This is a genomic window from Bacillus sp. YP1 (assembly GCF_000877815.1).
Classification (GTDB): Bacteria; Bacillota; Bacilli; order Bacillales; family Bacillaceae; genus Bacillus; species Bacillus subtilis.
On the sequence record NZ_CP010014.1, the window covers coordinates 1,262,648 to 1,279,340 of the forward strand.

Annotated in this window: 19 protein-coding genes; 11 read left to right on the forward strand and 8 right to left on the reverse strand. The window is 41.6% G+C overall.

Translation table 11 applies throughout. From position 1 onward, the window contains the following. Positions 1-20: 20 nt before the first annotated feature. Complete coding sequence (gene rnjA, locus QF06_RS06285; protein ID WP_003245660.1) at positions 21-1,688, reverse strand: ribonuclease J1; 1,668 nt, start codon at positions 1,686-1,688, stop codon at positions 21-23. 5 nt (positions 1,689-1,693) lie between these two features. After that, positions 1,694-1,903 carry an RNA polymerase subunit omega 1 gene (gene rnpZA / locus QF06_RS06290; protein WP_003222303.1) on the reverse strand — a complete coding sequence of 70 codons (210 nt, stop codon included), beginning with the start codon at positions 1,901-1,903 and terminating at the stop codon, positions 1,694-1,696. 386 nt (positions 1,904-2,289) lie between these two features. Here rnpZA and QF06_RS06295 point away from each other — a divergent pair, with 386 nt between their 5' ends. Continuing rightward, a complete protein-coding gene (locus QF06_RS06295) occupies positions 2,290-3,063 on the forward strand; it encodes a Cof-type HAD-IIB family hydrolase (RefSeq protein ID WP_021479366.1) in 774 nt (257 codons plus the stop codon). Positions 3,064-3,098: 35 nt separating this feature from the next. Here QF06_RS06295 and def read toward each other — a convergent pair whose 3' ends face one another. Together def and QF06_RS21050 are read right to left on the reverse strand one after the other, a co-directional pair. Beyond that, positions 3,099-3,653 carry a peptide deformylase gene (def, locus tag QF06_RS06300; RefSeq protein WP_003245474.1) on the reverse strand — a complete coding sequence of 185 codons (555 nt, stop codon included), beginning with the start codon at positions 3,651-3,653 and terminating at the stop codon, positions 3,099-3,101. 109 nt (positions 3,654-3,762) lie between these two features. Beyond that, the gene (locus tag QF06_RS21050) at positions 3,763-3,921 is read right to left on the reverse strand and encodes a YjcZ family sporulation protein (RefSeq protein WP_014476697.1); all 159 of its coding nucleotides are present in this window, start codon (positions 3,919-3,921) and stop codon (positions 3,763-3,765) included. A gap of 213 nt (positions 3,922-4,134) precedes the next feature. On the opposite strand from QF06_RS21050, the gene QF06_RS06310 reads away from it, so the two are divergent. From QF06_RS06310 to lpdA, 5 genes are all read left to right on the forward strand, one after another. Next, positions 4,135-4,806 carry a YkyA family protein gene (locus QF06_RS06310; RefSeq protein WP_021479365.1) on the forward strand — a complete coding sequence of 224 codons (672 nt, stop codon included), beginning with the start codon at positions 4,135-4,137 and terminating at the stop codon, positions 4,804-4,806. 423 nt (positions 4,807-5,229) lie between these two features. Then, positions 5,230-6,345 carry a pyruvate dehydrogenase (acetyl-transferring) E1 component subunit alpha gene (gene pdhA / locus QF06_RS06315; protein WP_003222294.1) on the forward strand — a complete coding sequence of 372 codons (1,116 nt, stop codon included), beginning with the start codon at positions 5,230-5,232 and terminating at the stop codon, positions 6,343-6,345. A gap of 3 nt (positions 6,346-6,348) precedes the next feature. Further along, positions 6,349-7,326 (forward strand): pyruvate dehydrogenase complex E1 component subunit beta, encoded by a 978-nt coding sequence (gene pdhB, locus QF06_RS06320; protein WP_041850867.1) that lies wholly within the window; start codon positions 6,349-6,351, stop codon positions 7,324-7,326. 114 nt (positions 7,327-7,440) lie between these two features. Then, a complete protein-coding gene (gene pdhC, locus QF06_RS06325) occupies positions 7,441-8,769 on the forward strand; it encodes a pyruvate dehydrogenase complex dihydrolipoyllysine-residue acetyltransferase (RefSeq protein WP_041850866.1) in 1,329 nt (442 codons plus the stop codon). A gap of 4 nt (positions 8,770-8,773) precedes the next feature. Then, complete coding sequence (gene lpdA, locus QF06_RS06330; RefSeq protein WP_038829610.1) at positions 8,774-10,186, forward strand: dihydrolipoyl dehydrogenase; 1,413 nt, start codon at positions 8,774-8,776, stop codon at positions 10,184-10,186. 44 nt (positions 10,187-10,230) lie between these two features. Here lpdA and slp read toward each other — a convergent pair whose 3' ends face one another. Next, positions 10,231-10,605: a peptidoglycan-associated lipoprotein Slp gene (slp, locus tag QF06_RS06335; protein WP_003245672.1), complete on the reverse strand. Its 375-nt coding sequence runs from the start codon at positions 10,603-10,605 to the stop codon at positions 10,231-10,233. Between the two features lie 418 nt (positions 10,606-11,023). Here slp and QF06_RS21055 point away from each other — a divergent pair, with 418 nt between their 5' ends. Next, positions 11,024-11,143 carry a GapA-binding peptide SR1P gene (locus tag QF06_RS21055; protein ID WP_003232305.1) on the forward strand — a complete coding sequence of 40 codons (120 nt, stop codon included), beginning with the start codon at positions 11,024-11,026 and terminating at the stop codon, positions 11,141-11,143. A gap of 39 nt (positions 11,144-11,182) precedes the next feature. Here the strand turns inward: QF06_RS21055 and speA are convergent, their stop codons facing one another. Continuing rightward, on the reverse strand, positions 11,183-12,655 hold the full coding sequence (gene speA, locus QF06_RS06340) for an arginine decarboxylase (RefSeq protein ID WP_014479695.1): 1,473 nt from the start codon (positions 12,653-12,655) through the stop codon (positions 11,183-11,185). Between the two features lie 184 nt (positions 12,656-12,839). Between speA and QF06_RS06345 the strand changes: the two genes are divergently transcribed. Continuing rightward, entirely contained in the window at positions 12,840-13,106 is a 267-nt protein-coding gene (locus QF06_RS06345; RefSeq protein ID WP_014479696.1) for a UPF0223 family protein, read from the forward strand. 32 nt (positions 13,107-13,138) lie between these two features. On the opposite strand, the gene QF06_RS06350 is transcribed toward QF06_RS06345, so the two are convergent. Then, the gene (locus tag QF06_RS06350; protein WP_014479697.1) at positions 13,139-13,777 is read right to left on the reverse strand and encodes a YktB family protein; all 639 of its coding nucleotides are present in this window, start codon (positions 13,775-13,777) and stop codon (positions 13,139-13,141) included. 239 nt (positions 13,778-14,016) lie between these two features. On the opposite strand from QF06_RS06350, the gene QF06_RS06355 reads away from it, so the two are divergent. The 3 genes from QF06_RS06355 (at position 14,017) to QF06_RS06365 (ending at position 15,596) form a co-directional block, all read left to right on the forward strand. Then, positions 14,017-14,205 carry a hypothetical protein gene (locus QF06_RS06355; RefSeq protein ID WP_009967148.1) on the forward strand — a complete coding sequence of 63 codons (189 nt, stop codon included), beginning with the start codon at positions 14,017-14,019 and terminating at the stop codon, positions 14,203-14,205. A gap of 139 nt (positions 14,206-14,344) precedes the next feature. Beyond that, positions 14,345-15,142, forward strand: a complete 798-nt coding sequence (gene suhB, locus QF06_RS06360; protein ID WP_032725627.1) for an inositol-1-monophosphatase — start codon at positions 14,345-14,347, stop codon at positions 15,140-15,142. Positions 15,143-15,167: 25 nt separating this feature from the next. Continuing rightward, the gene (locus QF06_RS06365; RefSeq protein ID WP_080332607.1) at positions 15,168-15,596 is read left to right on the forward strand and encodes a GNAT family N-acetyltransferase; all 429 of its coding nucleotides are present in this window, start codon (positions 15,168-15,170) and stop codon (positions 15,594-15,596) included. A gap of 77 nt (positions 15,597-15,673) precedes the next feature. Here QF06_RS06365 and QF06_RS06370 read toward each other — a convergent pair whose 3' ends face one another. Then, positions 15,674-16,588, reverse strand: coding sequence for a class I SAM-dependent methyltransferase (locus QF06_RS06370; protein WP_038427640.1), 915 nt, complete (start codon positions 16,586-16,588; stop codon positions 15,674-15,676). Positions 16,589-16,693: the final 105 nt, after the last annotated feature.

Here is a 16,693-nt window from a genome sequence, read left to right on the forward strand (position 1 = left end):
CTTAGGGAGTGCCTCTTTTTTTAAACCTCCATAATGATCGGCAGGATCATTGGACGGCGCTTTGTTTTTTCGTACAAGAAAGGTGCAAGCGTGTCTGTAATCTCGTTTTTGATTTCAGACCATTGAGTCGTTTTTCGTTCCATTACTTTTTGTAAGTGATTTGAAATGAGCTCTTGAGCGTCGTTGATCAAGTCGCCAGATTCTCTCATGTACACAAATCCTCTGGAAATCAAATCTGGGCCCGCTGAAATCTTGAAGTCGTCCATGTCAATGCTGACAACAACGATGACAAGTCCTTCTTCAGAGAGAATTCTGCGATCACGAAGTACGATATTGCCAATATCACCGATACCGCTTCCGTCAATGTACACTGAACCGGACGGGATTTTTCCTGCAACTGAAGCCTCGTCGCCTTTAAGCGCTAATACTTCACCATTATCCATGATAAAGCAGTTTTCCTCTGGGATGCCACAATCTGTTGCAAGTTTGACATGCATCTTTTGCATTCTGTACTCACCGTGAATCGGCATGAAGAATTTAGGTTTGATTAAACGAAGCATCAGCTTCTGTTCTTCCTGTCCGCCGTGACCGGATGTATGGATATCGTTAAGAGGGCCATGAATAACCTCAGCACCCGCACGATACAGCTGGTTGATTGTTCGACTCACGCTGATTGTGTTGCCTGGGATAGGGGATGAAGAAAATACGACTGTATCCCCAGGATTGATTGAAATTTGGCGGTGTGTGCCGTTTGCAATTCTTGATAACGCCGCCATTGGTTCTCCTTGGCTTCCTGTACATAAAATTGTTACTTTATTAGCAGGCATACGATTGATTTCGTTATGCTCAATAAACGTATTTTTAGGACAGTTAATATAACCGAGTGTCTGTCCAATTTCGATAGCCGATTCCATACTGCGTCCAAATACGGCAACTTTTCTTCCATTTTGTACAGCAGCTTCAATTACCTGCTGCAAGCGGTGAATATTCGACGCAAATGTAGCGAAGATAATTCGGCCGTCCACCTTGCGGAAAATGTCATGAATGCTTTCTCCTACACGGCGCTCAGACATGGTAAACTCCGGATTTTCACTGTTTGTGCTGTCTGAAAGAAGGCACAAAACGCCTTCTTTACCGATTTCGGCCATTTTCGTTAAGTTTGCCGGCTCGCCGACTGGAGTAAAGTCGAATTTAAAATCCCCAGTATGTACGATGTTTCCGGGCGGCGTTTTTACAACAATGCCGTAGGAATCCGGAATACTGTGTGTTGTTCTGAAGAATGACACAGCCGTTTTGCGGAACTTTACAATATCATCCTCGCCGATAATGTTCAGTTTCGTCTGTCTTAATAATCCATGCTCTTCAAGTTTATTCCGAAGTAAGCCGATCGCGAGTTTTCCGCCGTATACAGGAATATTCACTTGTCTGAGCAGGTATGGAATACCGCCGATGTGGTCTTCGTGCCCGTGGGTGATAAAAAGCCCTTTAATTTTATCTTCGTTTTTGACTAAATACGTATAATCAGGGATGACGTAGTCAATTCCGAGCAGTTCGTCCTCGGGAAACTTGATCCCCGCATCAATCAGTACAATTTCATCCTGGAATTGCACCGCGTACGTATTTTTACCGATTTCGCCCAAACCTCCGAGGGCGAAAACAGCAGTCTGATCATTTTTTACAAATTTCATACCGCTCATAACTCCAATACTTTAAAATTTTCGCTCTGTTGTTCATATTCTAAGAATGCACCATCAACAGGTGTAATAAACTCAATATTAAATTTCTTTTCTTTCAGCTTTGTTCTGACGTCACGCTCAGATACGCCTTCAATATAAAGTGAATCTGTCTTTTCCCGAACAGGTACTTCGTCAGCCTTCTCTTGATAAAATACCTTATAAATCATTCCAAATCTCTCCTTAAATGCCGTATGTTAGACTCGCTCATTCTATTATATTCGAAAACGGAATATAAGGAAAGCCTTGAGCAAAATAAGGATCTCTCAAAAAGTGAAAGATCCCTTGTCAGGCAATTGCTTTCTTACGGAGCATTCCGTTCCATTGTCTTCTGAGTTTCTTTCTTAATTTACGCAGCATTAGCCAGTCCCTCCTTTAAATGAAAAATTTGTCCCAGAGTTCTTTTATACAAATAGTATACGGAGATTGAGGAAGACTTTTCGTGGTTATTAATGGAATTTAATATGATTTTTGAACGAAATTGTTTGCTGAATGACAATCTTTTTGTATGATGAGGGTGGGAATTGCAGACCAAGACGATAAAGGGGAAGTTGCGATGGATTCTAAATTAATCTTTTTTGATATTGACGGCACAATATATGATCATGATAAGAATATACCGGAAAGTACGAGAAAAACCGTGGCGGAGCTGCAGCGCCAAGGGCATCATGTGTTTATTGCCAGCGGCCGGTCTCCATTTTTGGTTAAGCCGATTTTGGAGGAGCTGGGCATCCACTCATTTATTTCCTACAATGGACAGTTTGTTGTCTTTGAAAATCAAGTGATTTATAAAAATCCGCTGCCTGAAGATGCAATCAGACGATTATTAAAGCAGGCGGATGAAGGCAAGCATCCTGTTGTGTTTATGGCCGAGGACACGATGAAAGCGACTGTTGCGGATCACCCTCATGTTCTCGAGGGAATCGGCAGCCTTAAAACCGATTACCCAGAGGCCGATGACCTTTTTTATGAAGGAAAAGAAATTTTTCAGCTTCTTTTATTTTGTCAGGATGAAGAAGAAAAAGCTTATGCCGCTTTTCCTGAGTTTGATCTAGTTCGCTGGCATGAGCTATCGACTGATGTTCTGCCGCACGGAGGTTCGAAGGCAGAAGGAATCAAAAAAGTGATTGAGCGTCTTCCGTTTGATATCGGCGATACATATGCTTTCGGCGACGGATTAAATGATCTGCAAATGATTGAATATGTAGGGACAGGCGTAGCTATGGGAAATGCTGTTCCCGAACTGAAAGAAATCGCGGACTTTGTAACAAAGCCGGTGGATGAAGATGGAATTGCATACGCTGTCAAAGAATTGGGCCTTTTAAAATAAAGAAACGGCTGGCATTGTGCCAGCCGTTTTTTCTTTTAGCGCTCAATTGCGATTGCATTTTCAGGTTCTTTGAAAGGATTTTCCTTATCAATATGATCATAGAACATAACGCCGTTCAAATGATCGATCTCATGCTGAAACACAATAGCCGGAAATCCTTTTAAACGAATATCAATATTTTCGCCTTCTAGTGTTGTTCCTTTTACTCTGATGCGAGCATAGCGGGGAACATAACCGGGAATCGCTTCATCTACAGAGAGGCAGCCTTCGCCGCTTGTTAAGTAGCTTTTTTCAACTGAATGGCTCACGATCTTAGGATTAAACAGAGCATAGCTGTATAATTTACCGGAAGCATCTTCCGCATGAACGGCGATCATTCGTTTTTTGATATTAATTTGAGGAGCTGCGAGTCCTACGCCAGGGCGCAGCTTGTATTTTTCGGCTAATTCCGGATTTTGGCTGTTTTTAACAAATTCGATCATGTCGGCCAGCTGCTGTTTTTCTGCATCAGTTGGAGGCAGCTCAACAGGTTCGGCAGTCTCTCTGAGGGCTGGATGGCCGTCACGTACGATGTTTTCCATAGTAATCAAGAAACTTCACTCCTAAAGCTTAATATGTAAATTATATCGGATTTCTTCACAAAGGTGCAACGAAACGAATGACCAGCCGTATATGGCTGGTCAATTTCATGCTGTGTGGTTAGCAACAGCCTCCGCCTAAATAAGCAGCTCCGACAATGATTAACAGAATGAATAAAACAACGATTAGCGCAAAGGTGCGGCCGTAGCCATATCCGTAGCCACCATATCCGTAACCACCATAACTGCAGCAGCCTCCGCCGTAACCATATCCATACATATTACATAACCTCCTCTTTTAATTACGCCAGAGCCTTTATAAGTAGGCATAGCGTCTAATATAACCTATGTAAAAACAAAAAAGTTGTATGGTCATCTGTCCTGATTTTTCACTTTTTTGATTTAATTTCAGTATTGCATTAATACAGCACGACTATTGCCAAATGTCCCCATGGATTCTATAGTAGAAATTGTCAAGATTGGGGGATTTAACGTGAAAGACGCAATAAAACGGCGGCCTGGAATGAAGATCGGAGCTTTTTGTGCCATGGCACTGATATTAACAGGATGCATGGGACAGGACCCGGTTGATTCACTTCATCATTCATTAGAAAAAGCCGCGGAATCGGAAAAGCCGTTTCAAGAAGAACAAAAAACACTCAAAGAATTAGAGGCCAAAGAAAATCAGCTTTACGATAGTGTTATGAAGCTCAATATGGATGATTATAAAAAAATTGTTGCTTTATCTGATAAGGCGCTTGAAAATGTCAGCAAGCGCGAAGAACACCTAAAGCTTGAAAATGACAGCATGAAAAAATCGGAAACGGAATTTGAGGAAGCAAAAACGTCAGCGGAACATATTAAGGAAAAAGACATAAAAGAAAAGGCCGATGCCGCAGCAAACCATATGGAGAAAAGATATACATCATATGGCACTATGTATAAAGAGTATAAAAAAGCACTTGAGCTTAATAAGAAACTGTATATGCAGCTGAAAGACAAAGATTTGACAAGAGATGATCTGGATCAGCAGATCGATAAAGTCAATGCTTCTTATGAAAAGATCCTTAAATATAGCGGAGAATTTAATGAACAAACCGAAAAATATAATAAAGCCCGGGAAGATTTATATGATGCTGCAGGCTATCGTGTGAAAAAGAGCTGACTCGATCAGCTCTTTTTTTGAATGAAATGCGATTCGGATTTCGTTCAAAATTTTTATTTCTATTGTAGTACAGCATAGTAAGGTATACTAGTACAGTTTTGGGTGCGGTTGGCATCTGTTTTTTTGTTGAAAATGTAAAGCGAATACATTTATTGAAAATCAGCGATGAAAACGATTGACGGTTCTTCTTTATTTGGTGTAAACTAATCCATGTTAAGCGGTGTTGTATTAGTTTTTTACAACTTCGAAATAATACAGTTCAAAGCAGAGTGTAACTATCCTACATAAAAGGTTTTGGCAAACTGGGGATCGGCTAAAATATAATACGACTTACTGCTGATACTTTAGGGTACCCTAAGTTTGTATGTATAAAAGGAATGCACGTCTAATGACTGTTTAAAAGAAAGGAAGAGGTGACTTAGTATGGCTGCAAAAACGAAAAAAGCTATCGTTGACAGTAAGAAGCAATTTGATGCCATTAAAAAGCAGTTCGAAACGTTCCAAATTTTAAATGAAAAGGGAGAAGTCGTGAATGAAGCGGCGATGCCTGATTTAACTGATGATCAATTAAAAGAGCTAATGCGCCGCATGGTATTTACGCGTGTGCTTGACCAACGCTCTATCTCATTAAACCGTCAAGGACGTCTCGGATTTTACGCTCCTACTGCGGGTCAAGAAGCTTCTCAGATTGCAACGCATTTCGCGCTTGAAAAAGAAGACTTTGTTCTTCCTGGATACCGTGATGTGCCTCAGTTAATTTGGCACGGCCTTCCATTATATCAAGCGTTTCTTTTCTCTCGCGGACATTTCAGAGGAAACCAAATGCCTGATGATGTGAATGCCCTTTCTCCACAAATCATTATCGGTGCTCAATACATTCAAACTGCCGGTGTTGCGCTAGGTCTTAAAAAACGCGGTAAGAAAGCTGTCGCAATCACTTACACTGGTGACGGCGGAGCTTCTCAAGGGGACTTCTACGAAGGAATTAACTTTGCCGGAGCTTATAAAGCACCTGCAATCTTCGTGGTGCAAAACAACCGTTACGCGATTTCAACTCCTGTTGAAAAACAATCTGCAGCTGAAACAATTGCACAAAAAGCTGTAGCTGCCGGTATTGTCGGCGTACAAGTAGACGGAATGGATCCGCTTGCTGTATACGCAGCAACTGCTGAAGCACGCGAGCGCGCAATCAACGGCGAAGGTCCAACACTAATTGAAACACTTACATTCCGTTATGGCCCGCACACAATGGCTGGTGACGATCCTACTAAATATCGTACAAAAGAAATCGAAAATGAGTGGGAACAAAAAGATCCGCTTGTACGTTTCCGTGCGTTCCTTGAAAACAAAGGCTTATGGTCTGAAGAAGAAGAAGCAAAAGTGATTGAGGATGCGAAAGAAGAAATTAAGCAAGCGATCAAAAAAGCTGATGCTGAACCGAAGCAAAAAGTAACTGATTTAATGAAAATCATGTACGAAAAAATGCCTCACAACCTTGAGGAGCAATTTGAAATTTATACACAGAAGGAGTCGAAGTAAGCCATGGCGCAAATGACAATGATTCAAGCAATCACGGATGCGTTACGCACAGAACTGAAAAATGACGAAAATGTCTTAGTTTTCGGAGAAGACGTTGGTGTAAACGGCGGCGTATTCCGTGCGACAGAAGGATTGCAAAAAGAATTCGGTGAAGACCGTGTGTTTGACACGCCACTTGCTGAATCTGGTATCGGCGGTCTTGCCCTTGGTTTAGGCTTAAACGGCTTCCGTCCGGTAATGGAAATCCAATTCTTCGGATTTGTTTATGAAGTAATGGATTCAGTTTCTGGCCAAATGGCTCGTATGCGCTACCGTTCTGGCGGACGCTGGACTTCACCTGTAACAATTCGTTCTCCATTCGGCGGCGGTGTTCATACTCCTGAACTTCACGCTGACAGCTTGGAAGGTCTTGTTGCACAACAGCCTGGTATCAAAGTTGTGATTCCATCAACTCCTTACGATGCCAAAGGACTTTTAATTTCTTCGATCAGAGACAATGATCCTGTTGTCTTCTTAGAGCATATGAAGCTTTACCGTTCTTTCCGTCAGGAAGTTCCTGAAGAAGAATACACAATTGAGCTTGGAAAAGCTGACGTGAAACGTGAAGGTACTGATCTTTCAATCATTACTTACGGCGCAATGGTTCATGAATCATTAAAAGCTGCTGAGGAGCTTGAAAAAGACGGCATTTCTGCTGAAGTTGTCGACCTTCGTACAGTAAGCCCACTTGATATCGATACAATTATCGCCTCTGTAGAAAAAACAGGACGCGCGATTGTCGTTCAAGAGGCACAAAAACAAGCCGGTATTGCTGCAAACGTAGTAGCAGAAATTAATGACCGTGCGATCCTGAGCTTGGAAGCACCTGTACTTCGCGTTGCAGCGCCAGATACAGTATTTCCTTTCTCTCAAGCGGAGAGCGTATGGCTTCCAAACCATAAAGACGTTCTTGAAACAGCAAGAAAAGTGCTTGAATTTTAATCAAACTGCATAATCGAGAGGGAAGATGAACGTTTTCCCTCTATTATATATCTGTTTTCAATGCTTACGATGTAAACTTTAAAATTGCTTAATCAAACTAGGAGGTCGAGAACTGTGGCATTTGAATTTAAACTTCCAGATATCGGGGAAGGTATCCACGAAGGCGAAATCGTAAAATGGTTTGTCAAGCCTAACGACGAGGTAGACGAAGATGATGTACTGGCTGAAGTCCAAAATGATAAAGCAGTAGTAGAAATTCCTTCACCTGTTAAAGGAAAAGTATTAGAATTAAAAGTTGAAGAGGGAACGGTTGCAACTGTTGGACAAACGATTATTACGTTTGATGCACCTGGTTACGAAGATCTTCAATTTAAAGGCAGCGACGAGTCTGACGATGCGAAAACTGAAGCACAAGTTCAGTCAACTGCAGAAGCTGGACAAGACGTTGCGAAAGAAGAGCAAGCTCAAGAGCCTGCAAAAGCTACTGGCGCAGGACAGCAGGATCAAGCTGAAGTTGACCCGAACAAACGCGTGATCGCTATGCCTTCCGTACGTAAATATGCTCGTGAAAAAGGCGTAGACATCCGTAAGGTTACTGGTTCAGGCAACAACGGACGTGTTGTAAAAGAAGATATCGACAGCTTTGTAAACGGAGGAGCGCAAGAAGCTGCACCGCAAGAAACAGCTGCACCACAAGAAACAGCTGCTAAACCGGCTGCTGCACCAGTTCCAGAGGGCGAATTCCCAGAAACACGCGAAAAAATGAGCGGTATCCGTAAAGCAATTGCAAAAGCGATGGTTAACTCTAAACACACTGCTCCTCATGTAACGTTAATGGACGAAGTGGACGTAACAAACCTTGTTGCACATCGTAAACAGTTCAAACAAGTTGCTGCTGATCAAGGAATCAAGCTGACTTACTTGCCTTACGTTGTAAAAGCTCTTACATCTGCACTGAAAAAATTCCCTGTTTTAAACACGTCAATTGACGATAAAACAGATGAAGTCATCCAAAAACATTACTTCAACATCGGTATCGCTGCTGACACTGAAAAAGGCTTGCTTGTACCGGTTGTGAAAAATGCAGATCGTAAATCTGTCTTTGAAATTTCTGATGAGATCAATGGCCTTGCAACAAAAGCTCGTGAAGGCAAGCTTGCTCCAGCTGAAATGAAAGGCGCATCTTGCACAATTACAAACATCGGTTCTGCCGGCGGACAATGGTTCACTCCGGTTATCAACCATCCAGAAGTTGCGATTCTTGGTATCGGACGCATTGCAGAAAAAGCGATTGTTCGTGATGGCGAAATCGTAGCAGCTCCAGTCTTAGCTCTTTCTCTCAGCTTCGACCACCGTATGATCGACGGAGCAACTGCGCAAAATGCATTAAATCACATCAAGCGTTTACTGAACGATCCACAATTAATTTTAATGGAGGCGTAATGTTATGGTAGTAGGAGATTTCCCTATTGAAACAGATACTCTTGTAATTGGTGCGGGACCTGGCGGCTATGTAGCTGCCATCCGCGCTGCACAGCTTGGACAAAAAGTAACAGTCGTTGAAAAAGCAACTCTTGGAGGCGTTTGTCTGAACGTTGGATGTATCCCTTCAAAAGCGCTGATCAATGCAGGTCACCGTTATGAGAATGCAAAACATTCTGATGACATGGGAATCACTGCTGAGAATGTAACAGTTGATTTCACAAAAGTTCAAGAATGGAAAGCTTCTGTTGTCAACAAGCTTACTGGCGGTGTAGCAGGTCTTCTTAAAGGCAACAAAGTAGATGTTGTAAAAGGTGAAGCTTACTTTGTAGACAGCAATTCAGTTCGTGTTATGGATGAGAACTCTGCTCAAACATACACGTTCAAAAACGCAATCATTGCTACTGGATCTCGTCCTATCGAATTGCCAAACTTCAAATATAGTGACCGTGTCCTGAATTCAACTGGCGCTTTGGCTCTTAAAGAAATTCCTAAAAAGCTCGTTGTTATCGGCGGCGGATACATCGGAACTGAACTTGGAACTGCGTATGCTAACTTCGGTACTGAACTTGTTATTCTTGAAGGCGGAGATGAAATTCTTCCTGGCTTCGAAAAACAAATGAGTTCTCTCGTTACACGCAGACTGAAGAAAAAAGGCAACGTTGAAATCCATACAAACGCGATGGCTAAAGGCGTTGAAGAAAGACCAGACGGCGTAACAGTTACTTTCGAAGTAAAAGGCGAAGAAAAAACGGTTGATGCTGATTACGTATTGATTACAGTAGGACGCCGTCCAAACACTGATGAGCTTGGTCTTGAGCAAGTCGGTATCGAAATGACGGACCGCGGTATTGTGAAAACTGACAAACAGTGCCGCACAAACGTACCTAACATTTATGCAATCGGTGATATCATCGAAGGACCGCCGCTTGCTCATAAAGCATCTTACGAAGGTAAAATCGCTGCAGAAGCTATCGCTGGAGAGCCTGCAGAAATCGATTACCTTGGTATTCCTGCGGTTGTTTTCTCTGAGCCTGAACTTGCATCAGTTGGTTACACTGAAGCACAGGCGAAAGAAGAAGGTCTTGACATTGTTGCTGCTAAATTCCCATTTGCAGCAAACGGCCGCGCGCTTTCTCTTAACGAAACAGACGGCTTCATGAAGCTGATCACTCGTAAAGAGGACGGTCTTGTGATCGGCGCGCAAATCGCCGGAGCAAGTGCTTCTGATATGATTTCTGAATTAAGCTTAGCGATTGAAGGCGGCATGACTGCTGAAGATATCGCGATGACAATTCACGCTCACCCAACATTGGGCGAAATCACAATGGAAGCTGCTGAAGTGGCAATCGGAAGTCCGATTCACATCGTAAAATAATTTTCATATTAAAAACAGCCCTCGCTCAAAGCGGGGCTGTTTTTTTATTTTGACAGCACATGCTGTAATGGTTTAATGATGTCTTCTTTCTTTTTCACACATCCTTCGATTTTCACCACGACATGGCGCTGATCAACAACCATAAGGGTAGGGACAGTTTCAATCTCATCTTCCCAGCCTTCTTTTTTATCATAGACCTTCATTTTATCTATTTGCTCGGGATAATCTTTTTCTAAATCAAGCAGTGCATCGTAATAAGGCGCTTCCTGGTCTATTTGGTTCTCATCAGAAAAAAACAGGATTTGTGTATGATGAATGTTGTCAATCCGGCTTTTTTTCATCGGATTGATGGTGGAAAGCGTACAGCCCGATAAAGCAAATACTATTATCAGCATGGGGAATACCGCGCGATATCGCATCTATCTTCTCCTCTGTATAAACAGTAGTTAACTAGCTTTAGTTTATCACGAGAGGCGGCTTAATCTGCTTCTTGTTACCTAATTGTTATATAATTGAAACCGTTTTTAAAGTGAGATTACATATTATATCAATCGTTTAAAATAGCAACCTGGGGTATATTGAATTTTTTGCTGCATTCTTGGATGAAAGTTCAAGAAAACGTGAAATTACATTATGTGCTGTGGCATATATATCGAGTAAAGCTTCTGTATGAAGAAGATATTGTATGATGGAAAATGGAAAAACAAGGTGAATATGATGAGATGAAATAAAATGTGTTATACAGTTTGTTGTTGACATTTTAAATGTGACATATTAATATAATAACAACAAAAGAAATTAAGCGTTTTCAAATTTCAAAGAAATGGGGAATAAGAGATGGGTACGATTGTTTGCCAAGATTGCAACGAAGCCATTCATTACTTTGAAGATGAGAAAGTGACAACATTATACGGAACATGCTGCGGACAATGTCAATGTCCTGTTGATGAAGAGTAAAAAAAAGCATGCGGCTTAAAGCCGCATGCTTTTTATTTTTTATTGAATTGCTTTTTGTTCTTTGATGACTCGGATCATATGTAAAGTCGAGTCCTCAGGTCCTTGAACAGGGAGGCCTGCGTCAAGGTTTTTAAAAATGTAGCTGATGTTTTCTTCTGTAATAATTTCTCCTGGGATGAAGATTGGAATACCAGGCGGATATACCATGACAAATTCAGCAATAATCCGTCCGGATGCCTCTTTTAATGGGATGACTTCCGTATTTGCATAGAAAGCATCACGCGGAGTCATTGCCAATAAAGGTATTTCTGGAAGCAGAACCTCAGTTTGCTGATGTGTTACATCTTGTTCTGACATTTGCTGTGCGATCTCAGTTAAAGCCTCTACAAGCCGGTCTGCATCATTTTGGCTGTCACCAGGAGTGAAAATACACAAAATATTGTACAGATCAGAAAGCTCAACCTCAATATTAAAGGATTCACGAAGCCATTTTTCCACGTCATGTCCTGTCAGGCCAAGACTTTTCACAGAGATAATCAATTTTGTCGGATCATAGCTGTAAGCTGCTTTCGACCCAAGAATCTCAGAACCGACACAATAAATGCCTTCAATCTGGTTGAGGCGATCTCTCGTCTGATTGGCAAGCTTTAGTGTTTCCTCAGCAAGCTGGTGGCCTTCTGTTGCAAGGCGTTTTCTGGCAACATCCAAAGAAGCAAGAAGCAAGTAAGAAGTTGACGTAGTTGTCAGCATGCTCAGGATGGATTGCACTCTGTCTTTTGATACAAGGCCTTCTCTCATGTTTAAAATCGAACTTTGCGTGAGTGATCCGCCCAGCTTGTGTACACTTGTCGCCGCTATGTCCGCTCCTGCCTGCATGGCCGATAGCGGCAATTCGTCGTGAAAATGAATGTGAACGCCGTGTGCTTCATCCACAAGCACTGGCACATCAAACGAATGAGCGAGTTCTACGATGCTTTTTAAGTCGGCTGCAACACCGAAATATGTCGGGTTGATGACGAGAAGCCCTTTTGCATCCGGATGTTCGGTAAGCGCCCGTTTAGCAGATTCAAGTGTAATGCCGTGGGAGATGCCCAATTCATTGTCAATTTCAGGATGAATAAAAATTGGAACCGCTCCGGAAAATACAATAGCTGTCATAATTGATTTATGAACATTTCTTGGAATAATAATTTTATCGCCAGGTCCGCAAACAGCCATTACCATTGTCATAATGGCGCCGCTTGTTCCTTGAACGGAAAAAAATGTATGATCCGCTCCAAATGCTTCAGCAGCCAGATCTTGTGCTTGTTTAATAATGCCTTTTGGCGCGTGCAGATCATCTAATGGTTCAATATTAATCAAATCTATGCTTAACGCGTTTTCACCGATAAATTGTCTGAATTCTGGGTCCATTCCTGCCCCTTTTTTATGGCCGGGAATGTGGAATTGAACAGGCTGTCTGCTTGCATGCTTTTTCAGTCCTGTGTATAAGGGTGTTTCATGTTGCGACAATTGTTTTCCCACCTTTGTAATCATACCTATGCATAATAGTGTGTATTAAAATCAGTTTCTCAACCGTTTTTTAGACGTAAAACAAATGAATTATATTATGAACTTGAAAGAATGTAAAGAACAATTTATGATCAAATGAAGATGCTTTCTCTTAAGGGAAGTAAATCTACAAGGAGTGAAGAAAATGGAGTATCAATATCCGATGAATGAAGATTGGACAACCGAAGAAGCAGTGGATGTGATTGCATTTTTCCAGCAGGTTGAGCTTGCATATGAAAAAGGGGCGGATCGTGAAGAACTGCTTAAAGCTTACCGCCGTTTCAAGGAAATTGTACCGGGGAAGGCCGAGGAAAAAAAGCTATGCGGCGAGTTTGAGGAACAAAGTACATATTCTCCTTATCGCACGGTCAAACAGGCGAGAGAATCTGATATCGCGAAGATTAAGATGTAAGAAAAAGAGCCGGGGGATATCCCGGCTCTTTTTTATGCTTGTGATACTTTTTGGGTGAGACGGTACAGAAAAGCAAGCTGCTTAAAGGCATCGTCGATACGCTGAAGGAATTCCTGGTTATTCATATTCAGCACTTCTTCTTTTTGGAGCTGGATGCCGCATAACAGCTCAGCTTTCTTTACAGTCTGCAAACGCTCAAACAGTGTCTTCAGCTGTTCCTTGTCCATTTCAGACTGTTTATGTACGCCCGGTTTTGTGTGATCTGCAGACCAAACGAAGCTGTCAGGGATATTTTTCGTAATGGTTTCTTGGTTCATTTCAAGCAATTTGCCGTATTCTTCTTTGATAGGGGATTCATAAATAATCGCAAACCACACAAAGACATGGCTTTCCCATAAACCAATTTGGAAATGCGGCAGTTTTTTATAGCCTCTTTTGCTGTTTGCGAACGCCACCCAGCTGTCAGCAGGGGGATTGACGGATCTTCTTGCATGCTTTGCCACATGCGGAAACATTTCATCTCCGGTTAAAGCTGATAAAGTTGGGGCAAAATGTTCGCCTAGAGCTGTAAGCTTCGGACGGACCGTCTCTTTTAATACTTCCATGCGCGCGTCTAAGCCTTCTATTGTAAATGTGTTAAAGTCCTCTTCAGTGAAACGCATTTGTGTCATGATTTTCCTCCTTCATGCTAAGTATACATATTTTATCACAGTTCATACGAGCTTCAAAAAGATTGAGTGCGTTTGAAGTAAGGGGAAATGTGGTAATAAACGAATAGGTAAACACACAATTTTCAGAATCATGTTGCGTGTAAATAGAACAATCATACGATATAAGAAGTAATCATTGTTGAATGGCAAAATGGGATGCTTTTTTACAAACAAATGATCTCTGGAAGGGGCGAAAGACAATGAGGCAAGTTGTAAAAGAGGGATTTAAGGAAGAGAAAAACAATCGTGTTGCTGTCTGGAGACTAGAGGTTGATTATGAATTGGCAACCCTATATGAAGCAATGCAGAAAGAAAATGAAGAGCAGATTGAACAAAGCAAAAACAAACTTGAGCGACTTAGAAAAGAATGGATTCGTCTTAACGGGTAAAAAAGCGATAGTGAAAACGAACCGCATGAATGGTTCGTTTTTACGTGAGAAGGGATATTTTTCATTTTCCTTGCTTTTTCATTGTCGTTATCAGTATCCTATAAAATAAAAGGTCTACATAGAAGAGAGGTACGAACGAATGACAAATTGGACGGAAATTGATGAGATTGCAAAGAAATGGATAAGAGAAGCAGGCGCGAGAATTAAACAATCCATGCATGAAAGCCTGACAATTGAAACGAAATCAAATCCGAATGATTTAGTCACCAATATTGACAAAGAAACCGAAAAGTTTTTCATTGATCGAATTCAAGAAACATTTCCGGGACATCGGATACTCGGTGAAGAGGGGCAAGGAGACAAAATCCACTCACTTGAGGGAGTCGTATGGATTATTGATCCGATTGATGGGACGATGAATTTTGTGCACCAGCAAAGAAATTTTGCGATTTCCATTGGGATTTTTGAAAACGGTGAAGGGAAAATCGGCTTAATTTATGATGTGGTGCACGATGAGCTGTATCACGCATTTAGCGGCAGAGGGGCTTATATGGATGAAACGAAGCTGGCTCCTTTAAAAGAAACCGTCATTGAAGAAGCGATTCTTGCCATTAATGCAACATGGGTAACGGAAAACAGAAGAATTGATCAAAGTGTGTTAGCGCCACTTGTGAAAAGAGTCAGAGGCACACGCTCATACGGTTCTGCCGCTTTAGAGCTGGCAAATGTCGCGGCAGGAAGAATAGATGCTTACATCACGATGCGCCTTGCGCCATGGGACTACGCAGCCGGCTGTGTGCTGTTAAATGAAGTAGGAGGCATCTATACGACCATTGAAGGAGAGCCGTTTACCTTTTTAGAAAACCACAGTGTGCTAGCCGGAAACCCATCTATACATAAAACGATATTTGAAGAGTATCTTCATGCTGGGAAGTAGGCCATTTGAGCAGGATGATCTCAGCTTGTTAGAAAAGCTCGCGGAGGCTCATCCTGTATGGAAAGAGGAGGAGTTTGGAGATAAAGATGCACAAGACTATATCATCTCCTATTCCATGTACAACGGGGCATGGCTTGTATGGGAAAAAGACGGTCTGCCTGTTGCCGTCAGCTACCATCTCGAGTGGTCTCCTTCAAACGGTAAGCCGTGGCTCGGAACGGTCCTGATTGACCCGGCTGAAGAAAAAAAGGGACATGCGAAGATGATCATTGAACAGATCAGCAAATTGCTTAGAGCCAAACACAAAGCGATGTTTGCGGGAGTTCCCATTGAGCGCAGTGAATGGATACAATTTTTAAGCAAATGCGGCTTTGAACAGCTGAAAACGGAAAAAGATGAGAAAGGCAAATCATTTATGATCTTGGTGAAGCCTTTAGCAGAAGCTGCCGTATGATAACGGCAGCTTATTTGCTGCATGCGGGTTCAATAAAAAGCCTCTCAAACATTGAGAGGCTTCTGATGATTTGAAAATTATTTTTTTACCGCATGAATATAATGAATCGTTTCAAACGCTGACAAATTGTCTTTTCGATTACTAAAGAAAAGGTCATTGATGTCGTCTGGTGATAGATGTTCATAGATCAGTAAACCAGATGACTCTAACAGATGTTCAATCTCTTGATAAGTGAAACATGATTTCATCGGTTCCCCGCTTGCGGCAGCCATCTTCACCATATGTTCAACTCGATTCGACGTCCCTTTTGCTGTAAAAAGTGTTTCGTCCGCATAATCAAAAACAATAGAGCTTCCAGGCGGGACATCAGAAAATAAATTGCTGATCAAACTTGCATTTTCTTCCCGTGTTACATAATAAGACACTCCGAGAAGGCTGAAGAATGTTTTTGTGTTCTTAAATCCTTCATCTAAGAGAGGGTCATACGAAAACGTTTTGGTGAAATCCATAGGAACAAAATGAAGATGACCCGGAATTGTCAAATTTGCATCCTTCAGCTTATTTTTTTTGAATTGCTGTGTAGCCGGATGATCAACCTCGAAAACCTGTAAGCTATTTTCTAATTCTGGATGCCGAAAGCAGAAAGTATCAAGCCCCGCGCCAAGAATGACATACTGTTTTGCTCCCAGGATTAATTCGTTGTGCAAGACTTTTTCACAATAAGAAGCACGTGCTAGGGGCGTGGGAGACAGCTGGATTTGTGCAACCCATTTTAATATTTTTTCAGGATCATTTTGAAGACGTTCGCCGATCTCTTTGTTGAAAAACGATATTCCTTGAATCATATTTTTACTGATGTCGATAAACTCTTTCTCGTTAATGAGATCTTTTGCGATAAAATCATCAAAAATAAGAGGTGTGTCATATCGGCTGTGATATGCACGGGCAAAAGCTGAAATTAGAGACGTTAAGCTGGACTCATTTTTCCTCATGAAATGATCCTCCACAAAAAATAAGATTCCCCTGGCCAGGAGAATCTTATTATACATACAAATATATTAATAGTAAATTTTAGCATAAATAAATTTTTTTGTCAA

Coding starts and splice junctions, on each gene's coding strand:
- rnjA (WP_003245660.1), bottom strand. CDS start 1,688: ATGAAATTTGTAAAAAATGATCAGACTGCTGTTTTCGCCCTCGGAGGT.
- rnpZA (WP_003222303.1), bottom strand. CDS start 1,903: ATGATTTATAAGGTATTTTATCAAGAGAAGGCTGACGAAGTACCTGTT.
- QF06_RS06295 (WP_021479366.1), top strand. CDS start 2,290: ATGGATTCTAAATTAATCTTTTTTGATATTGACGGCACAATATATGAT.
- QF06_RS21050 (WP_014476697.1), bottom strand. CDS start 3,921: ATGTATGGATATGGTTACGGCGGAGGCTGCTGCAGTTATGGTGGTTAC.
- pdhA (WP_003222294.1), top strand. CDS start 5,230: ATGGCTGCAAAAACGAAAAAAGCTATCGTTGACAGTAAGAAGCAATTT.
- pdhB (WP_041850867.1), top strand. CDS start 6,349: ATGGCGCAAATGACAATGATTCAAGCAATCACGGATGCGTTACGCACA.
- lpdA (WP_038829610.1), top strand. CDS start 8,774: ATGGTAGTAGGAGATTTCCCTATTGAAACAGATACTCTTGTAATTGGT.
- slp (WP_003245672.1), bottom strand. CDS start 10,605: ATGCGATATCGCGCGGTATTCCCCATGCTGATAATAGTATTTGCTTTA.
- QF06_RS21055 (WP_003232305.1), top strand. CDS start 11,024: ATGGGTACGATTGTTTGCCAAGATTGCAACGAAGCCATTCATTACTTT.
- QF06_RS06345 (WP_014479696.1), top strand. CDS start 12,840: ATGGAGTATCAATATCCGATGAATGAAGATTGGACAACCGAAGAAGCA.
- QF06_RS06350 (WP_014479697.1), bottom strand. CDS start 13,777: ATGACACAAATGCGTTTCACTGAAGAGGACTTTAACACATTTACAATA.
- QF06_RS06355 (WP_009967148.1), top strand. CDS start 14,017: ATGAGGCAAGTTGTAAAAGAGGGATTTAAGGAAGAGAAAAACAATCGT.
- suhB (WP_032725627.1), top strand. CDS start 14,345: ATGACAAATTGGACGGAAATTGATGAGATTGCAAAGAAATGGATAAGA.
- QF06_RS06370 (WP_038427640.1), bottom strand. CDS start 16,588: ATGAGGAAAAATGAGTCCAGCTTAACGTCTCTAATTTCAGCTTTTGCC.